General features: G+C 49.2%; 28 protein-coding genes. 12 read left to right on the top strand and 16 right to left on the bottom strand.

Annotated elements, in window-relative coordinates; genetic code table 11:
• Nucleotides 1–48: 48 nt before the first annotated feature.
• The 4 genes from H6G89_RS13935 to H6G89_RS13920 all read right to left on the bottom strand — a co-directional run bounded on the left by H6G89_RS13935 (nt 49) and on the right by H6G89_RS13920 (nt 4458).
• Complete coding sequence (locus H6G89_RS13935) at nt 49–975, bottom strand: HEAT repeat domain-containing protein (protein WP_190507198.1); 927 nt, start codon at nt 973–975, stop codon at nt 49–51.
• 235 nt (nt 976–1210) lie between these two features.
• Nucleotides 1211–2020: a class I SAM-dependent methyltransferase gene (locus H6G89_RS13930; protein WP_190507197.1), complete on the bottom strand. Its 810-nt coding sequence runs from the start codon at nt 2018–2020 to the stop codon at nt 1211–1213.
• 101 nt (nt 2021–2121) lie between these two features.
• Nucleotides 2122–3201, bottom strand: coding sequence for a pre-peptidase C-terminal domain-containing protein (locus H6G89_RS13925; RefSeq protein WP_190507195.1), 1080 nt, complete (start codon nt 3199–3201; stop codon nt 2122–2124).
• Nucleotides 3202–3384: 183 nt separating this feature from the next.
• Complete coding sequence (locus tag H6G89_RS13920; protein ID WP_190507193.1) at nt 3385–4458, bottom strand: PPC domain-containing protein; 1074 nt, start codon at nt 4456–4458, stop codon at nt 3385–3387.
• Between the two features lie 233 nt (nt 4459–4691).
• Here H6G89_RS13920 and H6G89_RS13915 point away from each other — a divergent pair, with 233 nt between their 5' ends.
• A complete protein-coding gene (locus H6G89_RS13915; protein WP_190507191.1) occupies nt 4692–5798 on the top strand; it encodes an AraC family transcriptional regulator in 1107 nt (368 codons plus the stop codon).
• A 332-nt stretch (nt 5799–6130) separates the two neighbouring features.
• Here the strand turns inward: H6G89_RS13915 and H6G89_RS13910 are convergent, their stop codons facing one another.
• The 4 genes from H6G89_RS13910 to H6G89_RS34440 form a co-directional block, all read right to left on the bottom strand.
• The gene (locus H6G89_RS13910; RefSeq protein ID WP_190507189.1) at nt 6131–7261 is read right to left on the bottom strand and encodes a glycerophosphodiester phosphodiesterase; all 1131 of its coding nucleotides are present in this window, start codon (nt 7259–7261) and stop codon (nt 6131–6133) included.
• A 110-nt stretch (nt 7262–7371) separates the two neighbouring features.
• On the bottom strand, nt 7372–8001 hold the full coding sequence (gene lexA, locus H6G89_RS13905; RefSeq protein WP_190507187.1) for a transcriptional repressor LexA: 630 nt from the start codon (nt 7999–8001) through the stop codon (nt 7372–7374).
• 53 nt (nt 8002–8054) lie between these two features.
• Nucleotides 8055–8237, bottom strand: a complete 183-nt coding sequence (locus H6G89_RS13900) for a hypothetical protein (protein WP_199336704.1) — start codon at nt 8235–8237, stop codon at nt 8055–8057.
• Nucleotides 8174–8341 carry a hypothetical protein gene (locus H6G89_RS34440; RefSeq protein ID WP_199336703.1) on the bottom strand — a complete coding sequence of 56 codons (168 nt, stop codon included), beginning with the start codon at nt 8339–8341 and terminating at the stop codon, nt 8174–8176. The genes H6G89_RS13900 and H6G89_RS34440 overlap by 64 nt, the downstream gene beginning before the upstream one ends.
• Nucleotides 8342–8350: 9 nt before the next feature.
• Between H6G89_RS34440 and H6G89_RS13895 the strand changes: the two genes are divergently transcribed.
• From H6G89_RS13895 to H6G89_RS13870, 6 genes are all read left to right on the top strand, one after another.
• Nucleotides 8351–9598: an AmpG family muropeptide MFS transporter gene (locus H6G89_RS13895; protein ID WP_190507461.1), complete on the top strand. Its 1248-nt coding sequence runs from the start codon at nt 8351–8353 to the stop codon at nt 9596–9598.
• Between the two features lie 52 nt (nt 9599–9650).
• A complete protein-coding gene (locus H6G89_RS13890; RefSeq protein WP_190507179.1) occupies nt 9651–9908 on the top strand; it encodes a hypothetical protein in 258 nt (85 codons plus the stop codon).
• A gap of 18 nt (nt 9909–9926) precedes the next feature.
• The gene (locus H6G89_RS13885) at nt 9927–10394 is read left to right on the top strand and encodes a GNAT family N-acetyltransferase (protein WP_309229859.1); all 468 of its coding nucleotides are present in this window, start codon (nt 9927–9929) and stop codon (nt 10392–10394) included.
• Nucleotides 10395–10562: 168 nt separating this feature from the next.
• Complete coding sequence (locus tag H6G89_RS13880; RefSeq protein WP_190507177.1) at nt 10563–10865, top strand: DUF3288 family protein; 303 nt, start codon at nt 10563–10565, stop codon at nt 10863–10865.
• Nucleotides 10866–11024: 159 nt separating this feature from the next.
• Nucleotides 11025–11408, top strand: coding sequence for a DUF3862 domain-containing protein (locus tag H6G89_RS13875; RefSeq protein ID WP_190507175.1), 384 nt, complete (start codon nt 11025–11027; stop codon nt 11406–11408).
• Nucleotides 11409–11614: 206 nt separating this feature from the next.
• Complete coding sequence (locus tag H6G89_RS13870) at nt 11615–12424, top strand: DUF1868 domain-containing protein (protein WP_190507173.1); 810 nt, start codon at nt 11615–11617, stop codon at nt 12422–12424.
• A 104-nt stretch (nt 12425–12528) separates the two neighbouring features.
• Here the strand turns inward: H6G89_RS13870 and H6G89_RS13865 are convergent, their stop codons facing one another.
• Both H6G89_RS13865 and H6G89_RS13860 read right to left on the bottom strand, forming a co-directional pair.
• Nucleotides 12529–14460, bottom strand: a complete 1932-nt coding sequence (locus H6G89_RS13865) for a serine/threonine-protein kinase (RefSeq protein WP_190507171.1) — start codon at nt 14458–14460, stop codon at nt 12529–12531.
• 3 nt (nt 14461–14463) lie between these two features.
• On the bottom strand, nt 14464–14748 hold the full coding sequence (locus H6G89_RS13860; RefSeq protein WP_190507169.1) for a Ycf34 family protein: 285 nt from the start codon (nt 14746–14748) through the stop codon (nt 14464–14466).
• A 309-nt stretch (nt 14749–15057) separates the two neighbouring features.
• On the opposite strand from H6G89_RS13860, the gene H6G89_RS13855 reads away from it, so the two are divergent.
• Together H6G89_RS13855 and H6G89_RS13850 are read left to right on the top strand one after the other, a co-directional pair.
• The gene (locus H6G89_RS13855) at nt 15058–16296 is read left to right on the top strand and encodes a CCA tRNA nucleotidyltransferase (RefSeq protein WP_242059938.1); all 1239 of its coding nucleotides are present in this window, start codon (nt 15058–15060) and stop codon (nt 16294–16296) included.
• A gap of 205 nt (nt 16297–16501) precedes the next feature.
• Nucleotides 16502–16693 carry a hypothetical protein gene (locus tag H6G89_RS13850; RefSeq protein ID WP_190507167.1) on the top strand — a complete coding sequence of 64 codons (192 nt, stop codon included), beginning with the start codon at nt 16502–16504 and terminating at the stop codon, nt 16691–16693.
• A gap of 58 nt (nt 16694–16751) precedes the next feature.
• On the opposite strand, the gene H6G89_RS13845 is transcribed toward H6G89_RS13850, so the two are convergent.
• Nucleotides 16752–17825, bottom strand: coding sequence for an NAD(P)/FAD-dependent oxidoreductase (locus H6G89_RS13845; RefSeq protein ID WP_242059937.1), 1074 nt, complete (start codon nt 17823–17825; stop codon nt 16752–16754).
• 206 nt (nt 17826–18031) lie between these two features.
• On the opposite strand from H6G89_RS13845, the gene H6G89_RS13840 reads away from it, so the two are divergent.
• From H6G89_RS13840 to H6G89_RS13830, 3 genes are all read left to right on the top strand, one after another.
• Nucleotides 18032–18877, top strand: coding sequence for a YaaW family protein (locus H6G89_RS13840; RefSeq protein WP_190507165.1), 846 nt, complete (start codon nt 18032–18034; stop codon nt 18875–18877).
• 104 nt (nt 18878–18981) lie between these two features.
• Nucleotides 18982–19605: a J domain-containing protein gene (locus tag H6G89_RS13835; RefSeq protein ID WP_190507163.1), complete on the top strand. Its 624-nt coding sequence runs from the start codon at nt 18982–18984 to the stop codon at nt 19603–19605.
• Nucleotides 19602–19874: a DUF3143 domain-containing protein gene (locus tag H6G89_RS13830; RefSeq protein ID WP_190507161.1), complete on the top strand. Its 273-nt coding sequence runs from the start codon at nt 19602–19604 to the stop codon at nt 19872–19874. The genes H6G89_RS13835 and H6G89_RS13830 overlap by 4 nt, the downstream gene beginning before the upstream one ends.
• On the opposite strand, the gene H6G89_RS13825 is transcribed toward H6G89_RS13830, so the two are convergent.
• The 5 genes from H6G89_RS13825 to atpA form a co-directional block, all read right to left on the bottom strand.
• A complete protein-coding gene (locus H6G89_RS13825) occupies nt 19855–21933 on the bottom strand; it encodes a thioredoxin domain-containing protein (protein ID WP_190507159.1) in 2079 nt (692 codons plus the stop codon). The genes H6G89_RS13830 and H6G89_RS13825 overlap by 20 nt on opposite strands.
• Before the next feature lie 145 nt (nt 21934–22078).
• Entirely contained in the window at nt 22079–22402 is a 324-nt protein-coding gene (locus H6G89_RS13820) for a hypothetical protein (RefSeq protein WP_190507157.1), read from the bottom strand.
• 60 nt (nt 22403–22462) lie between these two features.
• On the bottom strand, nt 22463–22672 hold the full coding sequence (locus H6G89_RS13815; RefSeq protein ID WP_206758103.1) for a hypothetical protein: 210 nt from the start codon (nt 22670–22672) through the stop codon (nt 22463–22465).
• A gap of 163 nt (nt 22673–22835) precedes the next feature.
• The gene (locus H6G89_RS13810) at nt 22836–23786 is read right to left on the bottom strand and encodes a F0F1 ATP synthase subunit gamma (RefSeq protein ID WP_190507155.1); all 951 of its coding nucleotides are present in this window, start codon (nt 23784–23786) and stop codon (nt 22836–22838) included.
• A 73-nt stretch (nt 23787–23859) separates the two neighbouring features.
• Nucleotides 23860–25377 carry a F0F1 ATP synthase subunit alpha gene (gene atpA, locus H6G89_RS13805; RefSeq protein ID WP_190507153.1) on the bottom strand — a complete coding sequence of 506 codons (1518 nt, stop codon included), beginning with the start codon at nt 25375–25377 and terminating at the stop codon, nt 23860–23862.
• Nucleotides 25378–25424 lie beyond the last annotated feature (47 nt).

The following is a 25424-nucleotide window of genomic DNA, read 5'->3' as shown; positions in this document are numbered from 1 at the left end:
CTATTGACCATTGACCATTGACCATTGACCATTGACCATTAACCATCCCTACTTTTTCTTCTTTTTCTTATTGCCTTTTGTCACTCCTCCTTGCCCAAACCCTTGTACTGGCTTTGGGACAGATTGTTTAGGTATTTCTAAAAAACCTTCTCCAAAACCAGAAGGTGTCACCGGATACTCATACCAATCGTCAGGAGGGGGAGCACCCAAGCCATCTAAATCATCATTCAACTTAAGATTGCGAAGCAATCGAGACGCTGCCATATTTTTGAAAAACTGGGGTTGAAGCTCGTCTTTCGTAAAATCAGATCGTTGCTTCAGCCCAAACTTGATTTGAATATAAGCCCATGTCCCTGGAATCATGTCATCAATTTGTTTGGCAGCATACACCTGCTCAATCAAATCAACCGTTTCTACAGCCTTGAATTCAACCAGTGCTGACACTAACATGCCATTGAAGACCAAACCGTTGTCGTTGTAGGCTTCAAGCTGCCGTCTCAAAATCTCAACACAGGCATCACGCTGTTCTGGCTCAGCTTTACCGATCTTCAAAATCCCCTCAGAGGCAGAAGAGCGTGCCCATTCTTTCAATGATGTATTGGCTAACGCTTCGCTCAAGACAGGCAGTGCTTGACTTCCAATTAACTCAAAAACGGTTGGGGCTTCACTACTGAGCCAATCATCATCTTCATAGTCATCCCAAAGTGATAAGAGCGGCCTAATGGCTTCGATCGCCTTGAGTTGCCCCAGTGCTCGCCACGCATGAACCGCGCTGTAAGCCTCTGCTATATCCTCGCTATTCCAGAGTTGATCATCGGTCATCATGCGAATCAACTCAGGAATATCTGCCTCAGTTAACCCATACTTCTGGCGATAGTTCTTCCAGCGTTCTTTTTTGCTGTGTTTAACTTCACCCGCAGACAAAAGTTTAGCAACTGGAGGTTGATAGGTTGAGTGGGTAGATTGTCCAGACATGATGCAAACCAGATGATTAACGCTCGATAGTTAATAGTTAATCATCAATGTTAATGATTAAGCTTCTACCAAAACCTCTCAAAATTGACAGAATAGAGTTGCAGACATGGTTCAGGTCTTGTGCTGAGGATTGACAGCGATTGGCAAGGTCGTCACTAGTGCTTGCAAGAATCGCCTTAACCAGCACTTTGGAGTCAACTTAGGGTTCGATCGCTTGCTCCCGATGTCACAACTATCATGCTGGCTTTATTGCAAATGCCTTAAAGAAGGTATAGCAAAAAACACCATCGCTTTCTGCGGTTCTATACAAATCCTGGATGCCAGCATCAAACATCGTTTCGTCAATCAAACCCGCTTCAATAGCAGGTTGGCGAACGCCTTCAATCATGGCTGTAAACGTGTTTTTAGTAAAACCTTCGACTAATTTAGGTTTACTGGCATCAACATAAACCATACGCGGAGAAACGTGAATAGAATCAAACCCTGCTGCATCTAAGAGAGGATACAATGCTCTCCCGATGTTGGCATTACCACCTGCCTGTTTTTGTAGATCAACCTGACACTGAATTGCGTTGTGAGCCGCTTTGCTATCAGGATAAAAATACGTTGAGCCATGATCGCCTTCAATCACCGTCATTGTGCCACCCACTTTTAGCAAGCGTTTAAGACTCGTGAGGGCCGCGATCGGTTGTGGTAGATGTTCAAGCACAAAACAAACAAAGATATGGTCAAAGGATTCTGGTTCAAACGGTAGGTTGAAGATATCGCCTTGCTGAAACGACACATTATTGAACCCTAATGCCTCAATTTTTTTTCTCGCTTCTGCGATCGAACTGTTTGAGATATCAACTGAGACAATCTGTGCGGAAGGGCTATTTTGAGCCAACGTGACAGTCTGCGCTCCGACGCCACATCCTGCTTCAAGGACTCGACTTCCGGCGGGGTAAGTTGTATCCGAGTGCAATAACTCAACTAATGTGGATGCTTGATCTTGTAAGCGAATGCTTTCTCGTTGGTTATATCCATGCACATAGTATTGAACCATTGATCTCAAGCCTCACAAAAGAAGTCAATGATATCGAATGGCTTTCTATCTCTGCTCCACCCGACTGGTTTACCCAGTTGGGCGAAGCAAATTGACGTCGATCAGGCTCCACCACTAATGTCACTAAAGGGTTGATTATTGAGTGTTACCAGTTTATCGACGGTTCCAACTCCTGTGGTTGTATTGATGATAATTTGGCGTTGTTGTAGTGCAAAAACGCTGTCGTAGCCATACAAAATTCCGTTGTCAAAGAGTAGTGCTCCAACCCCGTCAAAACCAATGTTACCAACCAGTTGAGCATCGCCAATCAACCCGATGGAATAAAGGAGACTACCGCCTGCGGCGGCTGAGTTGGCAGTGGCAAAGAAACGTCCTGATGTGGCGTCATAGGCGATATCGCCAACATCAACAATGCCTGGAAGGTTAGCCACCAACGTCACCTGTCCGCCTGCGGCTACATTAACTGTATATAGACCCGATTGGCGTGTTGTGCGATTGGTTCCAATTGTATAGAGCGTTCCAGAGGGTCCAAACCCCAGGGAGCCAAAGGCAATGCCTGAAAGAAAGCCTCCCAAATCACCGATACGTGTAGAATTACCTGTGTTGACATCTACTCTGTATAAGCCAGACAAAAGGTCAACGGCGAGGGTATCACTGCCCGAAGACGCGATATCAAGCAAGGTTAATTGACCGAATGCATTGCCCAACGGTAATTGAGAAATGCTGCCTGTACTGAGATCAACGAATCCATATCGAGGCAGCGGATCGCTGGCTTGTCGATATAAAGACACCAATTTAGGTCTAGGGTTTGGCGCAGGAAGTGATGCTGCATTGAGTGTCAGTGTGTATCGGCTATCACCGCTTCTTTGACTCACTTGAATCGTGTAGGTGCCAGACTCCAGATTAGTATTGATCGCTTCTGCCAGTTTTCCTCGTTTGGTTGAGCGGGCCAGCACTCTGCGACCTTGCAGCAAGAAGACATCGACATTGTTTTGCAATCGGTTGAGTGCCAGGTTGAAACTGCTGCGTCCAGTGACCTTAAAGGAGTAGAAATCGACGCGATCGCTCACTCCCACCAAGCCTCGAAATACCTTGCGTCCGCTCAGGGTGCCGATGTTGCGAGCACTACTGGGACGATTATCCGAGAGTTGAGAAGAGGCGTTAACCTGACTATTAAACATTAAAAATCCTCAAAACTACAGTGTGATCCAGTGCAGATGACCCAAGCCGTTGATCTGTAATCGCTCTGCCTTGCAGCAACTGGTGCAATATCAAGCGGTTACATTGAATACCAAAGTTGAGTTGGGCGTCGTGATTCTAGCCAACCTTGACACGCGATCGCAAGAAAAGCCTTGTGTCTGAACTCAGGTCGTAATAGTCACCGTGTATGCCCCATCTCCTGCGCTCAAACGGACGTAGTACGTTCCAGCTTGCAACGTTCTAACACCTGAAATGAAAACTGCTTCGCTGTCCTCAAGAATATTATTGTTGTTTCTATCTTGGAATACGTTGAGGTTAGAACCTCCCACAACATCGACCTTATTCAGAGTTACGCTCGTTGTTTCGTTCAGACTAAAGCGATAGAGATCAGTAAAGTCTACACTTCCAACATAATCTTTGAGTTCAAACCGCCCACCTCGGTTCAACGTGCCCAAATCGTAAGCGGTGGTTGGTTCGCTTCCGGGGTCAGTAGGAATATTGCCCGGAGCAGGATTGGTGGTCACAGTGAGGTTATACCGCATTGTGTTGAAGAGTGTATTTCGAGACACGCTTAAAAAGTAAGTTGTGTTGGCAGGCAATGGCTTAGAAACAATGGGGTCATTGTTCGATTCAGTTCCGCCTCCTGCCTCAAGCAGTGCATCGTTGACATCGGACAGTCCGTTGCGGTTACTGTCGTACTCAAGGAACATCGTACCTCCCCCAGATATTTGGCTGAGGGCGATACTCACATCGCTAATCTGCCCTACCTGAAATTTGTAGTACGTTGCATCATTAAGACCAGCACCTGTTGCTACGTCTTGAATTCGGGTGACAGGTCCACCCGTTAAAATTCCTAAATCGATTGGGTTTGCACGAGTTCCAGCAGGGGTCGTGCTCCCTCCACTGGCTGTTGCAGACCCTAGAAGCCGATATCGCGTTCCGCTGCTCCGATTGAGCACCTGCACATAATAGGTTCCTGTTGCCAGTTGGCGATTGACCTGTTCTGTCTGGGTGCCACCCTTGCGCGATCGCCCCAAAACTCGCCCCGCCCCATTTAGCAACAACAAATCTGCATTGGCTTGTAAGCCAGACAATTGAAATTGAACATTACTACTGCGGTTGAGTGTGAATTTGTAGAAATCTGTGCGATCGCGTAAATTTACCACATCTCGTCGGGCGATCGCTCGATTGCTCAGCGTTCCCAAGCTTCGAGCTTGTCTGAGAGAATTATCTGTCATGTGAATTGAAACACCGTTGAGAGTATCTCAACCGTATATTCTCTATTCTCAAAATCACTTGACTTTGTGTGCCAATCCCTTGACCGATCGCGCCATCGTCCTGATAAGAGGAAAGGCTGGGAGAGATCAGATGCTTATCCCCAACTGGGTGATGTTTCACAGTTGGGGTGATGCTACGAAGGTGATAATTTTGCAACTTAAACTCATTCCCTGCTGCTAACAAATAACAATTCATGCAAGAAACAACCGTTTCTGGTTACACAGCTCGTAGTATTCTGCAATTTGCAGCAGAACAAGGAGCCGATATTGAAACTGTTTGTGCTACTACAGGGATTGATCCTGAACTCTTGCAAACACCCGACCAGCGTATTCCCTGGTCACTCCATTTGGTGCTGTGGCGAGAGGCTGTTAAGCAAACAGGTGACGATCACTTTGGCTTACATTTAGGAGAGTCTTTTAATATTGCTAACTTTGGCATTCCAGGATATGTCTTACTCAATTGCAAAACAGTAGGAGATGTGTTTGAAAAACTCGTTCGTTACACACGTTTATTCTGCCAAATCACTCAAATTCGCTTCTCAAAATCAAGTGGGACAGTCTTTTGTGAGTGTGAATGTGACTGCAATATGGCAGACAATTGGATGTCGAGTCGCAACAAAACAGGAGGTTGGATGACAGGTGATTTGACAACCTGCCAGTTAGAAGAAAGACGTTATTTGGTTGAATGTACCTTTGCATCATTACTGGCACTTGTTAAAAATCTCACGGGCAAGCGACTTCGCCTTTCAGCCGCCTGGTTTCAATATGCACCACCCGCTCACCTAACCGATTATGAGCGTCTGTTTCAGACTGAGCTACATTTTGCACAACCAACCAATCGTCTTGTGTTTGATGCAGGCTGTCTTGATTGGTCAATCTTATCGAGTAATGCAGCATTATTGCCTATTTTTGAATCGTATGCCGACGCGATGTTGGCGGCTTTAACTCCAACGCAGGGATATCGACAAAAGGTCAGGCAGGCGATCGCTCAACACCTGATTGGGGAACTGCCCACCATTCAGGCGATCGCTTATGAATTAGCCATTAGTGTTCGTCACTTGCAACGCGAACTCAAAGTGGAAGGCACTTCCTTTCAACAGTTGCTGGATGAAACTCGAAAAGAACTCGCCCTACAACACCTCAAAAACCCAGCAACACCGATTCACGATATCGCTTTTTTGTTAGGGTTTTCAGAGCCGAGTGCGTTTAATCGAGCTTTCAAACGGTGGACTGGAAAAACGCCGGGGAGTTATCGCGGCTCAGACGAAACATCATTAAAGCGTGCATTCTCATCCGTTTAAGACTTGCATCTGAAATTCATCCGTTGACGATTACAGACATTGCAACTCTTATTAGGCGATCGCCAAAATGTGCGTGCCCCCATTGTCCGAAAACGATACTCCAAACGCAAAAGTAAGCCCAAACCTCTGCCTAACGGTTTAGTACCTGGTTTCTCACCTTTTGCTCGGTATCACCATAGAGATTGGGATTGTTTCCACTGAGTCTAAACTCCAGTTGGTAAAGTACAGGGGGTGCAGGGAGCAGGGCCCTTGCGTGGAGGCTCCACCCCTACACCCGATACTCTACCTAAGCGGGTAACGCTATAAAAAATTTCGCCTTCGTAGATGCTTGTCTATCGGGCTTGACGGGCTTTGACGGCTGTATCGGGGAAGTCAGTAAACACCCCATCCACACCCATGTCATAAAACTGCTTGTACTCTGCCACAGGGTCGCCGCTATAGTCAGTTGTCAAAAACGACTCCTCATCCCTAAACGTGTAAGGATGTACGACTAAGCCTGCCGCATGAGCATCAGGAATGACTGGTAGCACCTCTCCAGTCAAGCGTTCCTTGGTTTCAGCGACTCCATCGCCGTTTGTGTCAACGGGTGGGTCAACCGGAGCCGTCATGACAAAACTCCGCTTCCAGGGACCAATGCCCTCCGCATAAGTTGCTACAAAGCTTCTCAAACTGTCCCGGCTAATTAATTCCCCGTAGGTGCGCGAGTCACCACTAACCACAAAGTCATAGGGCTTAAGGTGAAACTCATCAAACAGTTGCACCAGGGGCAAATCGATGTTGTTGGCCGCCATTAACGGGGTTAACTGATCCTTCAGGTTTGACACTTCAAAGGACTGAATGAAGACCCGGGTTGGATCGGTGAACTGATTGCGAACCAGGGTTTCAATCAAGGGTTCCTCCAGTGACAGCCCCAAGTTGTCAAAGTAGGTGGGATGCTTGGTTTCAGGATAAATGCCAACTTTGCGCCCGGTCTGTGCCTCGACTCGCTTCACCAGGTCAATAATTTCTTGCAGTGTTGGCACTTCGTAGCGGTCGTTGTGGGATTGATCGCGATAGGCTCTTGGTTGTCTTGCCCGCAGTTGCTTGATTTCTGCCAGGGTAAAGTCTTCTGAAAAGAAGCCCTCCTCCTGCACACCATCGACTGTTTTGGTGCGGCGGCGATCGCGAAATTGGGGCAACTCCGCCACATTCGTTGTCGCAATCATGTTGGGTTCGTGACGCGCAATCAGAACACCATCTTTAGTTGAGACGAGGTCCGGTTCAATAAAATCTGCCCCTTGCTCGATCGCCAATTCATAAGCAGCTAACGTATGCTCTGGCAGATATCCACTCGCGCCCCGATGCCCAATCACCAAGGGTGGCTCACCGGATAAAGTGGATGCTGTCTTGACTGCTGTTCCTTGCAGGGGCACCATCATCAGGGCGATCGCCGCTACCCAACCAAACTTTGCAATCTTTGCCATATTCTCCTCACAAGCAGGTGTTTGAATCTAAGGAGGCAGTGTAAAGAGATAGCTTTAAGTCTGGAAAAAGCTTTTATTAAGAGTAAATTAGGTTGCGGTCAAGATCTGTTTTAGCCGACTAATCCCCGCACTAACCCCACATATACGCCTTGCACATCCACATCATCTGCATTAACGTGTGTCGCAGGATAGGCAGCGTTTGCAGGTTGCAGTGTAATCGTACTACCTTCGCGATAAAAATACTTCAATGTAGTTTTGCCTTCGACTCGCGCTGCCACAATGGTTTTGTCTCGGATAGTTCGGGCATCTTGAGGTGGTTGCATCACCACTACATCACCGTGATCGATCAGGGCACCGAGCATACTATCTCCCCGAACGCGCAGGGCAAAATAGTCGTTGCGGCGATTGCTATTTTTGAGGATCTCGGACAAGCCGGGAACTTCAATCCATTCCACGTCGGTGTCAGAAAACGTTTCTACTAAACTATGAGCGGCGATCGCCCCTAAGATAGGAACTCTAAACTGTTTGGGCTGCACGATGCGATACGTGCGAGAATGCCCTTCATCCCAATCGATGTATCCTTTCTGTTGCAGTTGTTTCAAGTGCAGTTGAATCGGCGATAGGGATTTGTAATTTAGCGCGGCTGCCATCTGCCGCATACTGGGGGAGTGATGACACCGAGAAATGTAATCTTCCATCCAGTCAAAGAGCCGCTGTTGGGAAAAAGTGAGGGACTTCATAAGTGACGATTTTATAGCAACGGAAGAACAGATGTACTACTATAGTCGCAATTTTAACCCTCCCTGTTCCGCGTCGCCTCCCTAAAAGTACAGAGAAATAGGAGAGGGAGTGGGGAGTAGGGAGTGGGGAGCAGGGAGTGGGGAGTAGGGAATAGGGTTGAGCCACTGACCATTAACCACTGACCATTAACCATTGACCATTGACCATTGACCACCAACCATTGACCATTAACCATTGACCATTAACCATTGACCATTGACCACTGACCACCAACCACTGACCACAAGGAGCAGCATTAAGACAGTGAAATCCATTCCATCCTTCCTGCGTGTTTTCCAAAGCAAAAAAATGGCGGCTCTGGTGTCATTGGGGTTTGCCTCCGGGTTGCCCTACAACCTCACCCGTGAAACCCTGACTGCCTGGATGACCGTCGCAGGGGTGGATCTCGGCACGATTGGCTGGTTTAACCTGGCGAATTTGCCTTCGACGGTCAAGTTTCTCTGGTCGCCGTTGCTCGATCGCTACGTACCTCCCTTTTTAGGACGTCGCCGGGGATGGATGCTGTTGACACAATTGGCGTTGATCGTGGCGATCGCAGCGATGGCTTTCTATCAACCCACGCAGGCATTGCAACTGCTAGCGGTGAATGCGATCGTGATTGCCTTTCTCAGTGCCACTCAAGATATCGCCATCGATGCATATCGAACCGATGTTTTAGAAGAACGAGAGGTTGGAGCAGGAGTCGCCATTTGGGTGCTGGGTTATCGCGTTGCCCTGCTGGTCACAGGAGCCTTAGCCCTGATTTGGGCAAATCGATTGTCATGGCAGGGGGTGTATCTGTTGATGGCAGCATTGATGGGGTTGGGGTTGCTCACCTCAATTCTGTCGCCTGAGCCAGAGTCACGCGATCGCCAGGGAAACATCATTTCTGCCCCACAAACCCTCAGAGACGCGGTTCAGCTACCATTTCAAGACTTCTTTGCTCGCTCTGGTCTGTGGCGGGGTGTGCTCATTCTGATCTTTATCCTGCTCTACAAAGTGGGAGACTACCTGGCAGTTGTGATGACGACTCCATTTCTCATCCAGACGGGGTTTCCCATTGAGGCGATCGGGGCAATTCGGGGCGGGATGGGATTGCTTGCCACCATTGTTGGAGGTCTGTTAGGAGGAGCTGTGCTCAGCCAAATCGGCATCAACCGCTCTCTATGGCTGTTTGGAGGACTTCAGGCTGTGAGCAACCTCGCCTATTTTGCCCTGGCACTGGCTGGGCAAAACTATCCCCTGATGGTGGCGGCAATCAACATCGAAAACTTTTGTGCTGGCTTAGGTACAGCCGCTTTTTTAGGGTTCTTGATGAGTTTGTGTAATCCTCGCTTTTCGGCAACGCAATATGCCCTTTTGTCAAGTTTGGTGGCGGTAAGTCGAGAAGTCATCGCTTCGCCTGCGGGTGAAATTGCTAAAGCCACAGGCTGGGCGTGGTTCTTTTTCATCACCTTCTGTGCTGCCTTACCAGGATTATTGTTGCTGCCAATCTTTGCTCCATGGAATGCCTCATCTCCTTCACTTCCTGGGGATGACCCCTCCGATGAGGTGTAGGATGGAAGGAAGGCGTTACAACTCTTAAGACTTTTGTTCATTTTTCGGTTATATGGCTATTTTTCGTCAATATATTGCCCCGTTGCTGGTCGTTCTGGTGTTTCTACTGGCGTTAGTAGTGGTGAGTGCCCGCATCTTTTTACCTGCTGACATGGCTGCCCCTGCTCCGATTGAAGAAGTGGATCAAGTTAGCTCCGTTGAAGCGACTACCCCAAATGGGGAACTGCTTCGCACCGCTAAATTACCCGTTCCCTTAGAGCTGTTTGTAGAAGGATTACCTCCAGAGCCACTCTCCACTGCCGCGTTTTAATCACTGCCATCCTCACCAGTGGAACTGCTCCCCGGCTATGATCTGCGTTCAGGCTCAGGACTCGATCGCCCCCTGTTGCTGAAGTTTATGCAGCGCACCTACCAGGAATCTCATCCTGGTCAATCCGTCGCTCACCTGGCTCACACCGTTGAACAGTATCTTTCCAAGGACACGCCCCTCTGGTGGGTCGAAACGGTAGACCGTCAAACCGTTGGCTGCCTCTGGATGGGGAGTGCGATCGATCAAATCAGCGGCGATCGCCAGTCCTACATTTTCTTGCTCTACGTCACTCCAGAGCATCGTCGTCGTGGCATCGGCAAAGCCTTGATGCATCACGCTGAAACCTGGGTTAAAAGCAGAGGCGATCGCCAGCTTGGGTTGCAAGTCTTTCCAAATAACCAACCTGCCCTCAATTTGTACCGTCAGCTAGGCTACGAGGTGCAATCGTTGTGGATGGTCAAGCGGTTGGAGCAGGGAGAGGGGTAAAAGGATGAAAGCTGAAGGATAAACGATGAAGGATTAAAAAGGATGAAGGGTAAAAATTGAGCTATTATTTTTCTTCACGCCTGACTTCCGTATTATTTTTCCTTATTTCCTATTTTTTCTTCTCTTCCTCGTTTATCCTTTATCCTTTGTGTTTTATCCTTGCTTCCTATGGCTGACAATTCTGGAAAAGCAACCTCCAAAGATCAACAACACCCCCTCTGGAGCAGCGATCGCCAGCTCGTAAACACCCTCCTTGAAGCCCAACCCACTGATTTTCATGTCGCGGAGTTGGCTCGTCTCTACATTCGATATCAAGATTTTCCTGGAGCAAGAGATATTCAATCCGACTTGAAAAAGGTATTGACTCAGTGGGGATTCACAGAAGAAACACTGTTTGAAAGAAGTCGTCAAATTCATCAAATAGCCCAGGTTTATAAGGGTCGTGGTTCTCAACGGGAGGACTGGAGCTAGGTGATCCGTAAAATCAAGGAAACTTTAGAAAAGCAATATATTGAATCCAATAACTCCTCTGTACTTAAAACCTCGAAGTTTCATTCAGGCTTTAATCCTGGCTATTGAATTCCCTGGGACCTTTTGGGCACATTAGAGAGAGCATTCTGTCTCTGATATATGAAGCTAAAACTATCTGCTCTGTCCCTATTTGCTCTTGCTTTAAGCAGCTGCTCTTTTGTATCGCAATCTGTTGTAGAGCCTTCAGAAAAATCGACGAATTCCGAATCAACTACTGTTTCAAACCTCATTGGTAGTGCTTCTGAATCTCTAGCAGAAACCCTGGCAAAATATGAACGCATCACTAAATCGATGACTGTTTCTGAAGTAGAAGGCATTTTAGGGAAAGCGGATGAAACACGTCGAGTCCAAATTCCTGGAGAGACAGAAACACACATTTATGTGTGGTATAACTCCAACGGATCAACGATCAACTTGCAATTTAAAAACAATAGTTTGATCTCAAAATCACAGCTTGGTTTAATCAGTTTTTCAGCTAATTAAAGAAGTTCATCTTCAGCCCTTAAAATTTCTGCATGAATCATTTTTTGCAGTAAGAATGATTCATATTTCTAAAAATGATTCATGCCAGAGGGTTGTTGTTTAGAAAAGTCTTCTGGCTACTCTGTCAAAGCTTGCTTTTGACAAGGTACATTAGGGAAGGTGTATTGCAAGTGATCCCCTGAAGTCAGAAGGCGAGGCGTATTCGATTGGACGACATTTACCAGGTTTATGTAAATCGGGTGGCGCGGATGACGCTACCAGAGGCTTACAAGTCTCAAGTACAACATATTCAGTCATCTCCAAAATTCCAGCAACAACCGGATGGCACGTTTCAGCCTGCTCCGTTTCCTGGATATTCGGTGATTACGCCACCGTGGGCAGATGAGTCAGACAATCAGGCGTTTTATCAGCAGTTGCAGGCATTTCAGCAACAGATTGCCCAAAAGCTTTCGCCTGAGCTATTTGTGCAACTTCCCCCTGAGAGTTTCCACATGACGATCGCTGACCTGATTTGGGATAGTGCTTATCGTCATGCAGATGAGAACCCCAATTTTCAGTGGCAATTGCGCGATCGCATTGGTCAGATCTTTCAGCAATGTCAACCCCAAAAATCAATCGAGCCGATCTATTGGCAAGTGATGGGTCTTGTCGTCATGCCCAGAGCCTTAGCGGTCTGCTTAACACCCAAAACTGAGGATGGCTATGAGCAGATTGTTAAACTGCGTCGGGCAATTTACCAAAATTCAGCCTTAATCGGTTTAGGAATTGAGCAGCAATATCACCTCACAGCGCACATTACCCTGGGCTATTTTGGCAATGTGCCTAACGAAATCGATCGCGATGCGTTGGGTCATCAAATTGATGACTTAAACCAGCAATGGCTCATGCATGACGCACCTCAGACGCTGTTAATTCAACGGGCTGAGCTTCGCAAGTTTGATAACATGATGCATTACTATCGGGAGCCGGATTGGCCTGTGCTGGACTTTAGCTACTCCACCACCACGTTGAATTGATATAGCCGTAGCTATATTAATTGCATCCTCGATTTTTCTTCCGCTTTTAGCCTTTAGCCCTTATCCTTCTCGTTCCTCTTCCCTATTCCCCACTCCCCGCTCCCTCACGATCGCCGCTGCCAGATTTTAATCGTCTCATCGGCACTGCCACTGATTAGCATTCGACTGTCGGGGGTAAAGGTCAACACATTAATTCCCCAGGCTTGCTGGAAGGTATGCAGGGGAATGCCTTCTTCTAATTCCCACAGTTTAATCGTGCTGTCTTCACTGGCACTCGCGAGTGTATATCCGTCAGGACTGATGGCGAGGCAGTTGGTGCGATCGCGATGAGCGGCTAAGGTGCGTCTTAGGTCACCTGTGGGGAGATCCCAAATTCGCAGGGTGCGATCCCAACTGCCGCTAACCAGGGTGTACCAATCAGGGGTAACGGCAAGGGTACTGATGCGATCGCCATGTCCCTTAAAGGTATTGATCAGGGTATTTTTTCTCAAATCCCAAACGCGAATGGTTTTGTCATAGCTGCCACTCACCAAGATCCGGTCATCGGGGCTGAGAATAAGCGCACTGACGCGATCGAGGTGTTTGTGCAGACTTTGAACCAGTTCCCGGGTCTTCAGATCCCACACGTAGATCACCCCATCTCCACCACCACTAACCAACGTGGTTCCCGTTTGGCTGGCTGTTAGAGCGGAGATATCCCATCCTCGACTGGGCAGGGTCACGACCAGTCTGCGAGTGGCTACATCCCATATCTTAATCGTGCTGTCGTCACTGCCACTGATCAAGGTTTGCCCATCCAACGCAAACCCTAACGCACTGATGCGATCGCTATGTCCCGTGTTTGACCAGAGCGATCGCCCCGGAATCGTGTATAGCAACTCCCCTTGAGGAATGCTCCACAGCCGAATCGTTTTGTCACTACTGCCACTGGCAAGCAGCGTGCCATTTGGATTCAGGGCGATCGCCGTAACGGCTCCAGTGTGCCCGGTGAGGGTACTTACCGCTTGCCAATCTTGCTGCTGTTGCAAAATTCGCTGGCGTCGTGCCTGGGCTGCACGAGGAGGCAACTCGGCTTCTGAGGTCAAGCGACGTTGAGACTGGGTTTCTGGCGATCGCCGCTCTCCACGGGTAATTCGTGGAGTTTGATTCAAATCGTGTAATACTGCTGCGGCACTGTCATAGCGTTGGCTCGTCGCTTTTTGTAGCATCTTTGTCAGCACGATCGCTAATCGTCGGCTAATCGGATCTGCCAGATATTGTCGCCATACCCAGGCATCTTCACTGACGGAATAGAGGTCAAAGGGGTGCAATCCGGTCAGCAAATGCACACAGGTCACACCCAAACTGTAAATGTCGCTGGCAAACTCCGCCTTGCCCATGGCTTGCTCTGGGGCGACGTATCCCGCACTGCCAATGACGGTGCCTGTGCGAGCTAAGGCTGTGGCTGAGGCAAACTTTGAGGCACCAAAGTCCACCAAAATCAGCGGCACATCCTGAGCAGGCTGCCCTTCGGTGTGGGGATAGATGATATTTTCGGGCTTGATATCGCGGTGAATCACCCGATGATGGTGAATAAATTGCAACACAGGCAACAGGTCGTTCAGCACTTTGCGGACTTGCGCTTCGCTAAATGCTCCCTCGCTGGCTAACACTTCCTCTAAGTTTTGCCCATCGATAAATTCTTGAACCAGGTATTCTTCCCCATCTAACTCAAAATAATCGAGCAGTTGGGGGATTTGGGGATGCTGACCCAGTTGCTTTAGCCGCTCGGCCTCCTGCCGAAATAGCTCGGCGGCTTTTTGTAAATTAGCAACTCCCTGTTGGCGCGGTAAAAATTGCTTGATGACGCAGTAAAAGGGTGTTTCCGAGTTCTCACCAGATACCGCCAAAAAAGTCCTGCCGAAGCCACCCTGCCCAATTAATTTGAGGGCACGGTAGGCACCATTTAGAACCAGCTTTGACCCACAATTCTGACAAAACTGGGCATTGCTAGGATTTTGAGGTTGTCGGCAGAGCGGGTTAAAACAGTAGCTCATGCATCAGGTGGGCACTAGCTCTCCGGGACGCAACTGTGCCCATTTGCCAGTCTCCTGCTTAAAGCTATCGCAGCCGACGACATCGTACTCTTCACCAAAATCGCCTTCCTGGACAATCTGCCCATCATCAGTGACGACCACCTTTGGAAGGGTGTAATTGTAGTTAATAACTGGATTAATAGGTTCAAATGTTGGGTTATCGGTCAGGTGAGGCTGATGGTGTTGCTCTTCGACCGCATGATACGTCGTGCAGCGATCAACGTAGTGACAGTTCACACAAATACACATGATCGTTTCCTCCGTCTGACTAAACCACACGCTAACCTGTGTTTAGACCCATTTCTGCTACTGTAGCTCAAGTTTGGGCAAACAGGCGGTTTGCCTCTAAAAATCATCCGTTAGAGAGCACTCTTGGTAGGTGGCGATCGCCCAGGATGTTGCACAATGAAAAACAGTGATTTTTGTAGCCTGTCTCTCAAATTGCTGTTCTCCCAATCTCTCTCATGCCCTGTGGCAGTATAGGTTTATTCACATTTGAGCCGTCCTAATTTGTACCCCGATCTGCAACCACAGCACGCCTTCACCTGTCATTCAGTCTTGTCACCCAAGACCTGGCCTTTCGACTTGAAATGGCTCCCTCCGGCTACCTACTTAGTAGGAGGAAATGTCCGCGATGCTTTGTTGGGAAGGCAGGCTGAATACCTTGATCTGGATTTTGTGATGCCAGAAGGGGCAGTGCAGACAGCACGAGCGATCGCCAACTATCACAAAGCAGGGTTCGTGTTGCTAGATGCAGAGCGGCAGATTGCCCGTGTGGTGTTTGACCATGCCACGGTTGATTTTGCGCAGCAGGTGGGCCCCACCCTCGAAACTGACTTGGAACGGCGTGACTTTACGGTTAACGCGATCGCCTACAATCCCCACACCCAGCAGTTGCTCGATCCCCTGCGGGGCTACCAGGATTTGCAGCAGCACTTGATTCGCATGGTGGCTCCCGAAAACCTGAAGGAAGATCCGCTGCGGTTGCTGCGGGCTTATCGGCAAGCGGCTCAGTTGGAGTTTACGTTGGAGCCGAGAACCCAAGGCACCATTCAACAGTTGGCAGATTTGTTGCAGTTTATTGCTCCAGAGCGGGTTCAAGCGGAACTGAGTTATTTGTTGAGCACTCCCAAAGGCACGCCCTTATTAGCCGTTGCCTGCGAAGACGGGCTATTGCGGCACTGGTTGCCCCATGCCAACGCGACTCGGTTGGCACAAATTGCCGATGTCGATCGAGCGGCGATCGCTCTCACGACTCGATGGGAGGCCTTCGGCTCTGAGTTGTCGGGTTGGTTGCGGGATCAGCAAAAAGCAGCGGGGACGGGACGCAGTTGGTTCAAAATTGCCAAGCTGGCTTGTCTGATTGCCCCCGATTTGCAAATGGCAGAGCAGGAGTTGTGGCAACTCAAATACAGCCGCGCTGAGGTGCAAGCGGTGCTAACTGTGATGAAATATCTGCCACAGGTGCAAGCCTTTGTGCAGACCGACATGCCTGCTCGTGAGCAATACTTTTTGTTTCAGGGTATGGGGGCAACGTTTCCGGCTGTCGCGGTGCTAACGGTCGCCTTCGGCACACCAATTCAAGCGATCGCCCCACTGCTGCAACGGTTCCTCACCCCCGGAGATGCGATCGCCCATCCCCAACCGCCATTGACCGGACGTGATCTGATGGCAGCGTTGCAACTTCCGGCAGGTCCAAAAATCGGACATTTATTGCAGGCGATTCAACTAGCACGAGCCGAAGGAAAAATTTCTACTCCGGAGGATGCCATTCAATTTGCGAAAACCTTGATCTAAGGCAGTCAGTCATCAATCCCTGATTGATCCCCAGATTCCGGTTTCTAAACCCCATCTTAATGACTCAGGATTGTGCTAGAGTATACCTCTTGCAGGGTTGTTTAAAGCCTTGAAATCCTGTTCAATCATTCTCTGTTCAATCATTAATTGTTTGCAGCAATGATTATGTTTGTTCGTTCAGTCCATCGATTTAAAGAGGTTAAGCATGGCTAAACGCCGCAACCAGAAGAAAGAAAAAGCTCTCCGCAACCAAGCTTACGCTCGCAAGTTTCGTAAACGCCCCAGCACCGGACGTGGAATGGGCGGTAGAAGACGCTTTGGCGGTGACAACAACGCTCAGGACATGGACGACATGGAAGAGAAGGGTGGTAGCGAAGGAGCAGCTGACAACCTGTAACTGAGTCAGTTTGATCTCCTTTGCTGAAAAGCAGCCTGATTGATTAGGCGATCGCCCTTTACGCAAACGTCAGTATCGGTAGCGATCGCTGATCAAGCCGCTGATTCATCTCATGCGCGGTTGCAATGCCCGATTTCAATGCACTTTCGAGGTTGTTGCTACTACACCAGTCCCCACCACAAACCAGTGGTAGGGGATTTGTTGTGGCAAGGCATCCTGTTGATAGGGGCGTGCGAGTTAAGGCATATCGCCAACGGTGAACTTGCAGCACGGTTGGAGCGTCTAACCAGGGAAGCAACGTTTCAGCGGCTCTTGTCAACAATTGTTGACCGATAGGTTGTAAATCAGTCGCTTCTAAATATTTCGTCGCAAATTGAGCACTACTTTGCACGACCACAACAGACTGTTGGGTCGTACGTTGCTTGCTGCTTTCTAGCCCAACCCAACTCAAGTCGGCATCATCCCTGAATAGCACACCGCGCCAGGGCAAATTCTCCAGTTCTGCGACTCGATTGGGTGCATAGGTGGCGATCGCACTGAAGCAGGGGTCAAATTCCACTGAACGTAGGGTGGTGAGCAGTTCCTCAGGTAAGCCCTCTTGAGAGAGGGGTTCCAATAACATCAGAGCTTGGGGGGTAGGAATTGCCACGACTACTGCTCTGACTTGAAGCGGAGGTAACGGATCAACCCCGGATCCCTCAAAGGTGAGACTCCAATGCCCAGCATTCGGAGTGATGGCAATCACGCGCTGTTGTCGTTGAATCGTTAACCCTGCGCCCAACTCCTTGGCGATCGCCGTAATGCCATCCTTTGCCACATAGCAGGGGCGAGGCTCTTGCGGTGATAATTCTCCCTCAGCATATTGGTAAAGCTGCTTCGTCCAGAGATGCACAATGCCGCGATCGCTCAAGCTCTGGATCAATTGCTCCGTCCATTTGCCCTGAGGCTCTAGATAACGGGTGCCATGGTCTGCCCAGGTTCCCTCCAGACGACGGGTCGCCACTCGTCCTCCCAATCCCCGCGATTTTTCCAGAACGACCACCTGATATCCGGCTTGTTGCAGTTGCCGCGCACAAACGAGTCCGGTGATGCCTGCACCAATAACAGCGATATCAATCATTGTTTCTTGCATGGTTTTGATCAGCGTAAAGAAGTTGGCAATAGGGAGCGGGATTATTTCTTTTCATCCTTCATCCTTTATCCTTTATCCTTCATCGTTCATCCTTCGTAATCTCTCTTCCCATCCTTTATCCTTATCCCTCCACCCAGCGACAGCTATAAGTAGAATATGAGACAGCAGCTAGAGCTAATTTTTGGGGATTGAGACAGGAGGTTGACGTGGTAGATGAACTGAGAACGGGGTTGGAACTGGCTACAGATGAGGAATTAGAGACATTAACCGAAATTCTATTTCAGCGCAAGTTCAACCCGTTGGACTACGTGTGTACCCCTGAGATTGTTGAAGTGCAAAGCCGCGATCGCCAAGCGCAATTAGATGCGATTGAAGAACGGTTTCGCTTCCTTGCGGCTGACGGTTTTACGGTGTTGCGCCGCAAAACGGGGCAAATTAGTTATCGTCAGGTGTTGATGCAAGTTTGCCGTTATCTCAAAATCTCCTATTCCCAAACCTTCTCGACTGAAGAACTGGAAGCTGAAATCTTTCTACACATTCTCAATGCTGCCTGGAAGAAACTACCCCCGGCTCAGCAACGAGTTTTGACTGGGCAGTTGCAAGAGGCATTGTCTCACGCTCAATTGGCAAAGCAACTTCCACCCGCTGTTCACAAAGACCCAATCGCGCTCGCCCTGAAAGGGGGAAGTGCGTTTGCAGTGAGCTCAGTGGTTGGTCCCTGGTTGCTCCAACAAATCACTCGTCAGTTTGCGCTTCATGCGGCTACGTATCAAGTCGCCACGGAAGCTTTGGTGCGAGGGGGAGTGACAGCCGCAACTCAACTTCAAAGCAAAATCGCCCTGCAAACGGCTTCACGAGGCATGGCAATGAGTGCAGCGCGGTATGGGGCAGTGCGATCGGTGTTTGCGTTTTTAGGTCCCGCTTTGTGGATGTGGTTCTTTGCAGATCTGGGTTGGCGGTCGATCGCCACTAACTATAGCCGTGTGATTCCCGTCATTTTCACGCTGGCTCAGATTCGCTTGACTCGATCTACTTGTTTTGTTGGCACTTAATCATTCATAAAAAATAGAGTTTTACGCTTTGTAACCGAATTTAACCCAGTTACAATAACTTAAAAGGTTACTGGTTAAGGGGCGTGACCTGTGGAGGGATTGGTATGTCGGACGATTTGACTTCTAACTACTACCAGGTGTTAGGGTTGACTCCTTCGGCATCGGTGCAACAGATCCGGCGCACCTACCGGGAATTGAGCAAGCTCTACCATCCCGACACAACTGAATTGCCAGATGCGATCGCTACAGCCAAGTTTCAGCTCTTAAACGAAGCTTACGCAACGCTGAGTAGCCCCGAAAAGCGAGCCGCCTACGATCTCAAGATCGGCTATTCTCGCTTTTCAGTGATGCAAGTGCCGCTCGATCTCAACCGCCCGGTTTCTGAAAGCCGTTCCTACCGTTCATCGGCTTACCTTGACCCTACTGATCGCCCCCTCTCAGCAGGTGAAATTTTCGCGCTGTTTATCTTGGGGCTGACTTTTGTTGCTTGTCTCATTCTGGTGATTGCCATCGGCATTACCCGTGGCGAACATGCCTTTCAACCTCTGACGGCTACGAACCCTCCCGCATCGGCTGAGATTTTAGAAGTGGCTCCTCTAGACGCGCAAAGCACTCCTATCGACTCGCCTCCTGAGCAATTGCCTGAGTTGGACGATGCCCCTGCTATCGATTCAACCCATTTGTTGCCTGGTGAATCTTTTCCATCTTTACCCTCGCCAAACTCATGACGCTTCCTTCTGCTGATACACCGCTTTACAATCATCCTCTACCTGACATCGAAGCCTGGTTAGTTGAGCATGGTTGTCAACAGGACGATCGCAACTTGCATTACTGGCATGTCAAAAAAGCAGGCTGGGAAGCTGAAATTGTGATGGAAATTGACTCCTTTGCTGTGCGCTATCTCAACGCAGGCGAAGATGGACGCGACATTCAACGGTCGTTTAAGTATTCGCTCAGTCGCCAAGACCTGGAGGCGGCTATTTTCTCAGGACCCTAGTCAGACTGAAAGTTAACTGCTCCTGCAACTGCGCTTCGTTGCGTGCGGGTTCTTGGCAACTCAACCCCTGGCACACTAACCCCACTACATCATTGGGTAGTGGCTCGATCGCCCACACCACCGTTGGTAAGTATTGAGCTGCGAGTCGAGCCAGTTGGTGGCTATTCGTGCGAATCAGTGTCTGGTTGAGATACCAGTCCAGTGCAATAAACAACGTAGGACAGGCTTGTGGTGCCCGATCCATCACATGGCTAAACGCCTGCAACGATCGCTGAGCTTTGTCGAGGAGAGATATCTCCTCAGACCGAAGAAACAACCGCACCAGATTGGCGATCGCCACCCCATTGGCTGAAGGAGTGGCGTTATCCGCATAACTCCGCTCTCGGATTACCAGGTCACTGCGAGCATCGGTGTTGTAATAGCCACCGCTATCCACGCTCCACAAAAACTCATCAAACTCTGCCTGCACTTTCAACGCTTGTTCAAGCCACTGCGCTGAGGGGTGATTGGAGTTCACACTGAACTCCGCCTGATCCAAATCCAATAGGGCTTTGATGAAGCAAGCATAGTCCTCTGACTGGGCTACGACACTGGCTTTGCCGTCATAGTTGAGCCGATGCAGCCGTGCCCCCGTCTCAGTCGGTTGCCACTGATGCTGCAAAATAAATTGAGCCGCCTGAGCTGCCAGAGCCAGATACTCAGGGTTTTGTAGGGCGATCGCAGCGGTTGCCAGTCCAGAAATCATCAGACTGTTCCAGGCGACAATCATCTTGGTATCGGTGACGGCTGGAATGCGCCCCTGCCAGGGTTGCATCTTGGCCTCCTGATTGTTTCGCGCCGGAGGGAAGGTCGGAGTTTCCTCTAGAGCAGTTCCATAACGAAGCACAAACAACCTGGCTAAAGCGGTTTCTACCGTTGCTGACAATTCACCCGGATGACGACGCTGCAATACTATCTTGCCCTCAAAGTTGCCCGTCGGTGTGACAGTAAACTGCTCTCGCAACTCTGCTAATTCGTCGGCTGTTAAGTGCTGCTCTAGCTCAGTGTAGCTCCAGACATAAAAAGCCCCTTCCTCTGGCTCTGCGTCATCGGCTGTGATGAAACTATCTGCATCTTGAGCCGCATAGAAGTAACCTTCAGGAGCCGTCATTTCCCGCTTGAGCCATTCCACTGTCCCGGCGATCGCTCTTGCAAACGCAGGTTCTTGTACCCCTGTGCTCCACAAATGCGCCAGATATTCCACAATCTGCCCGTTGTCATAGAGCATCTTTTCAAAGTGAGGAACTGTCCAGGTGGGGTCAACGGTGTAGCGATGAAATCCTCCAGCCACATGGTCATAAATCCCACCCAACGCGAGATCCAACCCTCGTTGGTGACAAACCTCCGCAACGTTGTAGTTGGAATTGGTACTACTGAAGCGCAATCCATGCAACGCTGCCTCTGCATAGGGAATCATGGGAAAACTCGGACCCATGCCCCGACTCGACAACACTCCGGCACTGTATTCCAGACCCTTATGCAGCAAATCATCGGTTAACTCATCGGCAGCAATCACCGTTGACTGCTGCAACTGCTGCAAAATCTGATCTTTCACGTTCTGAATTTTGCTCTTTTCAGAGTCATAAATATGGCGCAATGACTCCAACACTTGCAGAAATCCGGGTCGCCCATACTTCGGGTCTACCGGAAAGTACGTCCCCCCGTAAAAAGGCACCAGGTCGTCCGGTGACAAAAATACGTTGAGGGGCCATCCTCCTTGCCCCACCATCATTTGCAGGGCTTGCATATAAATGCTGTCAATATCGGGGCGTTCTTCTCGATCGACCTTGATCGCCACAAAATTGTCATTCATGTAGTCCGCGATCGCCCCATCTGAAAACGCTTCCCCTTCCATCACCGTACACCAGTGGCAACTGGAATACCCAATCGAGAGAAAAATTGGCTTGTCTTCTTGACGAGCTTTCTGAATTGCCTCGTCTCCCCAGGGATACCAATCGATCGGGTTGTCGGCGTGTTTACGAAGGTAGAGGCTTTCAGATTGAGCCAGACGATTCGGCATAGGACTCACAGAACTCAACAGGGGTTTACGCTACTGTTTGAGTCTATCGCTTTGTCTCAGGACTGGTGTAGTAGGAGCAAGCTTGTGATCAAGACTAACGGATCAATCCAACTCAGCGGTTATTGGCTCTTTAAGTACATCGTGCTCATGATGCCGGAGGTTGTTGTGCCTCTACAACTTCTTTGAGTTCTTTGATCTTGGCTTCATATTTAGCAAAGATACTTCGGAATGGTCGCAAAAACAGAAGGGTTTCCCGTGTGATGAGATAGAGACGCAGCAACAACAAGAAATAGCCTACAAAAACCCAGGTTGCATTTTGCTCTAAAAAGTAGAAACTCACGAAGAGCATAGAAGGAATGATGTAGATCAATTCCAGCGTTATGTAACGAGAGGAATTGAGCAGGTCGCGATCGCGGTAGGCATTCAGAATGTATTTCTCACGAGGTGTGAATCCAATCCAATCGTCCATATCATCCACTAATTGACACCAGTTCTGTCTTAAATACTCAAAGGCCCTATGAAGAAACCGCTATATCTGGATAATATCAAAAGTACCTTGATTGCCAATTCGGTAAAACAAAAAATCAGAATCAAGGGTAAGAATTTGGCGGTAGCCTGTCTTTTCAGCAATCAAAACTAAGGTTGCATCAGCTGAATCCATTGGGCGATCGCGATATTGCTGCATCAGTTCTAATAGACGAACCCAATCCTCTTGTTGAATCTCATGAATTGTAAGCAATCTCAATAGAAGCAACTCACCTAGCTTCTATTGCATACTCCAGCCTCCACGATGAAAGTCACTTACATTATCAAACAATCTTTTCAATCCTTAAACAAAAACCCTGGGAAGCTTTAACCAATAGCTTCTCCAGGGTGATTCAAGTTAAAATCTGTCGCAAGTTCTACTTCAGAGCGTTAGCACCACCGACAACCTCAAGAATCTCTTGAGTAATCGCGGCTTGACGCGCCTTGTTATAAGACAGGGTCAGCGTGCTAATCAACTCGCTAGCGTTATCGCTGGCGTTGTTCATAGCGGTCATCCGAGCCGCCAGTTCACTCGCGGCTGACTCTTGCAGTGCCCGCAAGAGTTGGTTATTGAGATACAGAGGCAACAATGCATCCAAAATTTGTACCGGATCTTGCTCAAAAATCATGTCCTGAGGCAAGGTGTTTTGAGTGTTTGCCGCAACTCGTTGCCGTTCCACCTGAAAATCACCACCTCGTGACGTGAGTCGGAAGATCTCATCATCTTGAGGTTCCAATCCTTGCGGATCAAGTGGCAACAAGGTTTGAATCACTGGGCGAGAGCTGACCAGCGAGACAAATTTGGTATAAACCAACTCAACACGATCGACCGTTTCCGAGAGGAACAAGGAGAGCAGTTCGTCTGCAATCATGGATGCCTCCGCTGCTGTTGGCACTTGCTCCAACCCAGTGAAGGTTTGGCTGATGGGTTGCTCTCGTCGCTGGAAGTATTGGCTTGCTTTACGCCCAACGATTACATATCGGTAATCTAAACCTTCCGCTTTGATTTCCTTAGCCCGTGTCTCAGCCCGACGAATCACGTTAGCGTTGTAACCACCACACAAACCGCGATCGCCTGAGATAACTAAAATCCCAACCGTTTGGACATCCCGCTTTCTCAGCAGAGGCAAATCAGCATCTTCAAAGCGCAAACGGGTTTGTAAGCCATAGAGTACCTGTGCAAGGCGATCAGCAAAGGGACGAGTGGCAATTACTTGCTCTTGAGCACGACGCACCTTTGCAGCCGCCACCAGGCGCATCGCTTCTGTAATTTTCTTCGTATTCTTGACCGACTGGATGCGATCGCGAATTGCTTTTAAGTTAGCCATAGTGCTGTGGGGAATAGAAGATTAATCAACCCCCATAGGGACACAGCAATACCGTGTCCCTACGGAAAAGCTGCTACACACTCGCCAAGAAAGTCTTCTTGTACTCAGTAATTGCTTCTTTCAGCAAGGTTTCTGCCCGTTCGCTGAGTTGCTTCTCATTGCGAATGATTTCGCCGTACTCAGCTTTGCTGGTTTGCAGATAGTCGCGCAGACCCTTTGTGAAGCTCGTTACCTTATCTACTGGGATGTCATCCAAATAGCCGTTAATACCGGAGTAGATTAACGCTACCTGATCGCCCACCGATAGCGGTGAGTATTGGGGCTGCTTCAAAATTTCCCGCAGACGCTGACCCCGCGCCAACTGGTTCTGAGTAGCTTTGTCCAGATCAGAGGCAAACTGAGCAAAGGCTTGCAGGTCATCGTACTGAGCCAGTTCCAGCTTCACCTTACCCGCGACTTTTTTCATTGCCTTGGTTTGAGCCGCTGAACCCACACGGGATACGGAGATACCCGCGTTCACAGCTGGACGCAAACCGGAGTTAAACAGATCCGCTGATAGGAAGATCTGACCATCCGTAATCGAAATCACGTTGGTAGGAATGTAAGCCGATACGTCACCCGCCTGCGTTTCAATGATAGGGAGAGCCGTCATGCTGCCTTCGCCCAGTGCAGGGCTAAGTTTAGCCGCCCGCTCTAACAAGCGAGAGTGGAGGTAGAACACATCGCCAGGATACGCTTCCCGTCCGGGTGGACGACGCAACAACAACGACATTTGACGGTAAGCTTGCGCTTGCTTAGACAAGTCATCATAAACAACCAGCGTTGCTTTGCCGTTGTACATAAAGTACTCAGCCAGGGTGGCTCCGGTGTAAGGTGCCAGGTATTGCAGCGTAGCTGGGTCGTTAGCGTTTGCTGCAACAACGATCGTGTAGTCGAGTGCACCGCGCTCACGGAAGACCTCAACTACTTGAGCGACTGTTGATGCCTTTTGACCGATCGCCACATAAACGCAAATAACGTCTCCACCTTTCTGGTTCAGAATAGTGTCTACCGCAACCGAAGTTTTTCCGGTTTGACGGTCGCCGATGATCAACTCCCGCTGACCCCGACCGATGGGAATCATGGCATCGATCGCTGTAATCCCGGTTTGCATGGGTTCGTATACCGACTTCCGGGCAACAATACCAGGTGCAGGCGATTCAATCAAACGGCTTTCTGTGGTGTGGATGTCGCCTTTACCATCGATTGGACGTGCCAACGCATCGACAACGCGACCAATCATCGCTTCACCGACAGGAACTTCTGCAATTCTGCCTGTCGAGGTAACTGAGCTACCTTCTTGAATGTCGCGACCATCGCTCATCAACACCGCACCCACGTTGTCTTCTTCAAGGTTGAGGGCGATGCCAATCGAACCGTCTTCAAATTCTAAAAGCTCACCCGCCATGACTCGTTCCAAGCCATAGATACGGGCAATGCCGTCACCAACTTGCAGCACAGTACCAACGTTTGATACTTTGACATCCTGGTCGTACTGCTCAATCTGCTGCCGAATAATACTGCTAATTTCGTCAGGTCTGATAGCTACCATGGTCTTTCTCTCGTGAGGGATGAAGGATAAAAAGAGGGGCTAGGTTT

The organism is Oscillatoria sp. FACHB-1407 (assembly GCF_014697545.1).
Classification (GTDB): Bacteria; Cyanobacteriota; Cyanobacteriia; order Elainellales; family Elainellaceae; genus FACHB-1407.
Note: the sequence above shows the minus strand (reverse complement) of the source record. Positions and strands in the feature narration are given on the sequence as shown.

Coding starts and splice junctions, on each gene's coding strand:
- H6G89_RS13900 (WP_199336704.1), bottom strand. CDS start 8,237: ATGGTTAATGGTCAATGGTTGGTGGTCAATGGTCAATGGTCAATGGTT.
- H6G89_RS13875 (WP_190507175.1), top strand. CDS start 11,025: ATGAAGCTAAAACTATCTGCTCTGTCCCTATTTGCTCTTGCTTTAAGC.
- H6G89_RS13930 (WP_190507197.1), bottom strand. CDS start 2,020: ATGGTTCAATACTATGTGCATGGATATAACCAACGAGAAAGCATTCGC.
- H6G89_RS13925 (WP_190507195.1), bottom strand. CDS start 3,201: ATGTTTAATAGTCAGGTTAACGCCTCTTCTCAACTCTCGGATAATCGT.
- atpA (WP_190507153.1), bottom strand. CDS start 25,377: ATGGTAGCTATCAGACCTGACGAAATTAGCAGTATTATTCGGCAGCAG.
- H6G89_RS13845 (WP_242059937.1), bottom strand. CDS start 17,825: ATGCAAGAAACAATGATTGATATCGCTGTTATTGGTGCAGGCATCACC.
- H6G89_RS13810 (WP_190507155.1), bottom strand. CDS start 23,786: ATGGCTAACTTAAAAGCAATTCGCGATCGCATCCAGTCGGTCAAGAAT.
- H6G89_RS13890 (WP_190507179.1), top strand. CDS start 9,651: ATGGCTATTTTTCGTCAATATATTGCCCCGTTGCTGGTCGTTCTGGTG.
- lexA (WP_190507187.1), bottom strand. CDS start 8,001: ATGAAGTCCCTCACTTTTTCCCAACAGCGGCTCTTTGACTGGATGGAA.
- H6G89_RS13935 (WP_190507198.1), bottom strand. CDS start 975: ATGTCTGGACAATCTACCCACTCAACCTATCAACCTCCAGTTGCTAAA.
- H6G89_RS13825 (WP_190507159.1), bottom strand. CDS start 21,933: ATGCCGAATCGTCTGGCTCAATCTGAAAGCCTCTACCTTCGTAAACAC.
- H6G89_RS13835 (WP_190507163.1), top strand. CDS start 18,982: ATGTCGGACGATTTGACTTCTAACTACTACCAGGTGTTAGGGTTGACT.
- H6G89_RS13895 (WP_190507461.1), top strand. CDS start 8,351: ATGGCGGCTCTGGTGTCATTGGGGTTTGCCTCCGGGTTGCCCTACAAC.
- H6G89_RS13865 (WP_190507171.1), bottom strand. CDS start 14,460: ATGAGCTACTGTTTTAACCCGCTCTGCCGACAACCTCAAAATCCTAGC.
- H6G89_RS13820 (WP_190507157.1), bottom strand. CDS start 22,402: ATGGACGATTGGATTGGATTCACACCTCGTGAGAAATACATTCTGAAT.
- H6G89_RS13910 (WP_190507189.1), bottom strand. CDS start 7,261: ATGGCAAAGATTGCAAAGTTTGGTTGGGTAGCGGCGATCGCCCTGATG.
- H6G89_RS13830 (WP_190507161.1), top strand. CDS start 19,602: ATGACGCTTCCTTCTGCTGATACACCGCTTTACAATCATCCTCTACCT.
- H6G89_RS13880 (WP_190507177.1), top strand. CDS start 10,563: ATGGCTGACAATTCTGGAAAAGCAACCTCCAAAGATCAACAACACCCC.
- H6G89_RS13860 (WP_190507169.1), bottom strand. CDS start 14,748: ATGTGTATTTGTGTGAACTGTCACTACGTTGATCGCTGCACGACGTAT.
- H6G89_RS13920 (WP_190507193.1), bottom strand. CDS start 4,458: ATGACAGATAATTCTCTCAGACAAGCTCGAAGCTTGGGAACGCTGAGC.
- H6G89_RS13915 (WP_190507191.1), top strand. CDS start 4,692: ATGCAAGAAACAACCGTTTCTGGTTACACAGCTCGTAGTATTCTGCAA.
- H6G89_RS13850 (WP_190507167.1), top strand. CDS start 16,502: ATGGCTAAACGCCGCAACCAGAAGAAAGAAAAAGCTCTCCGCAACCAA.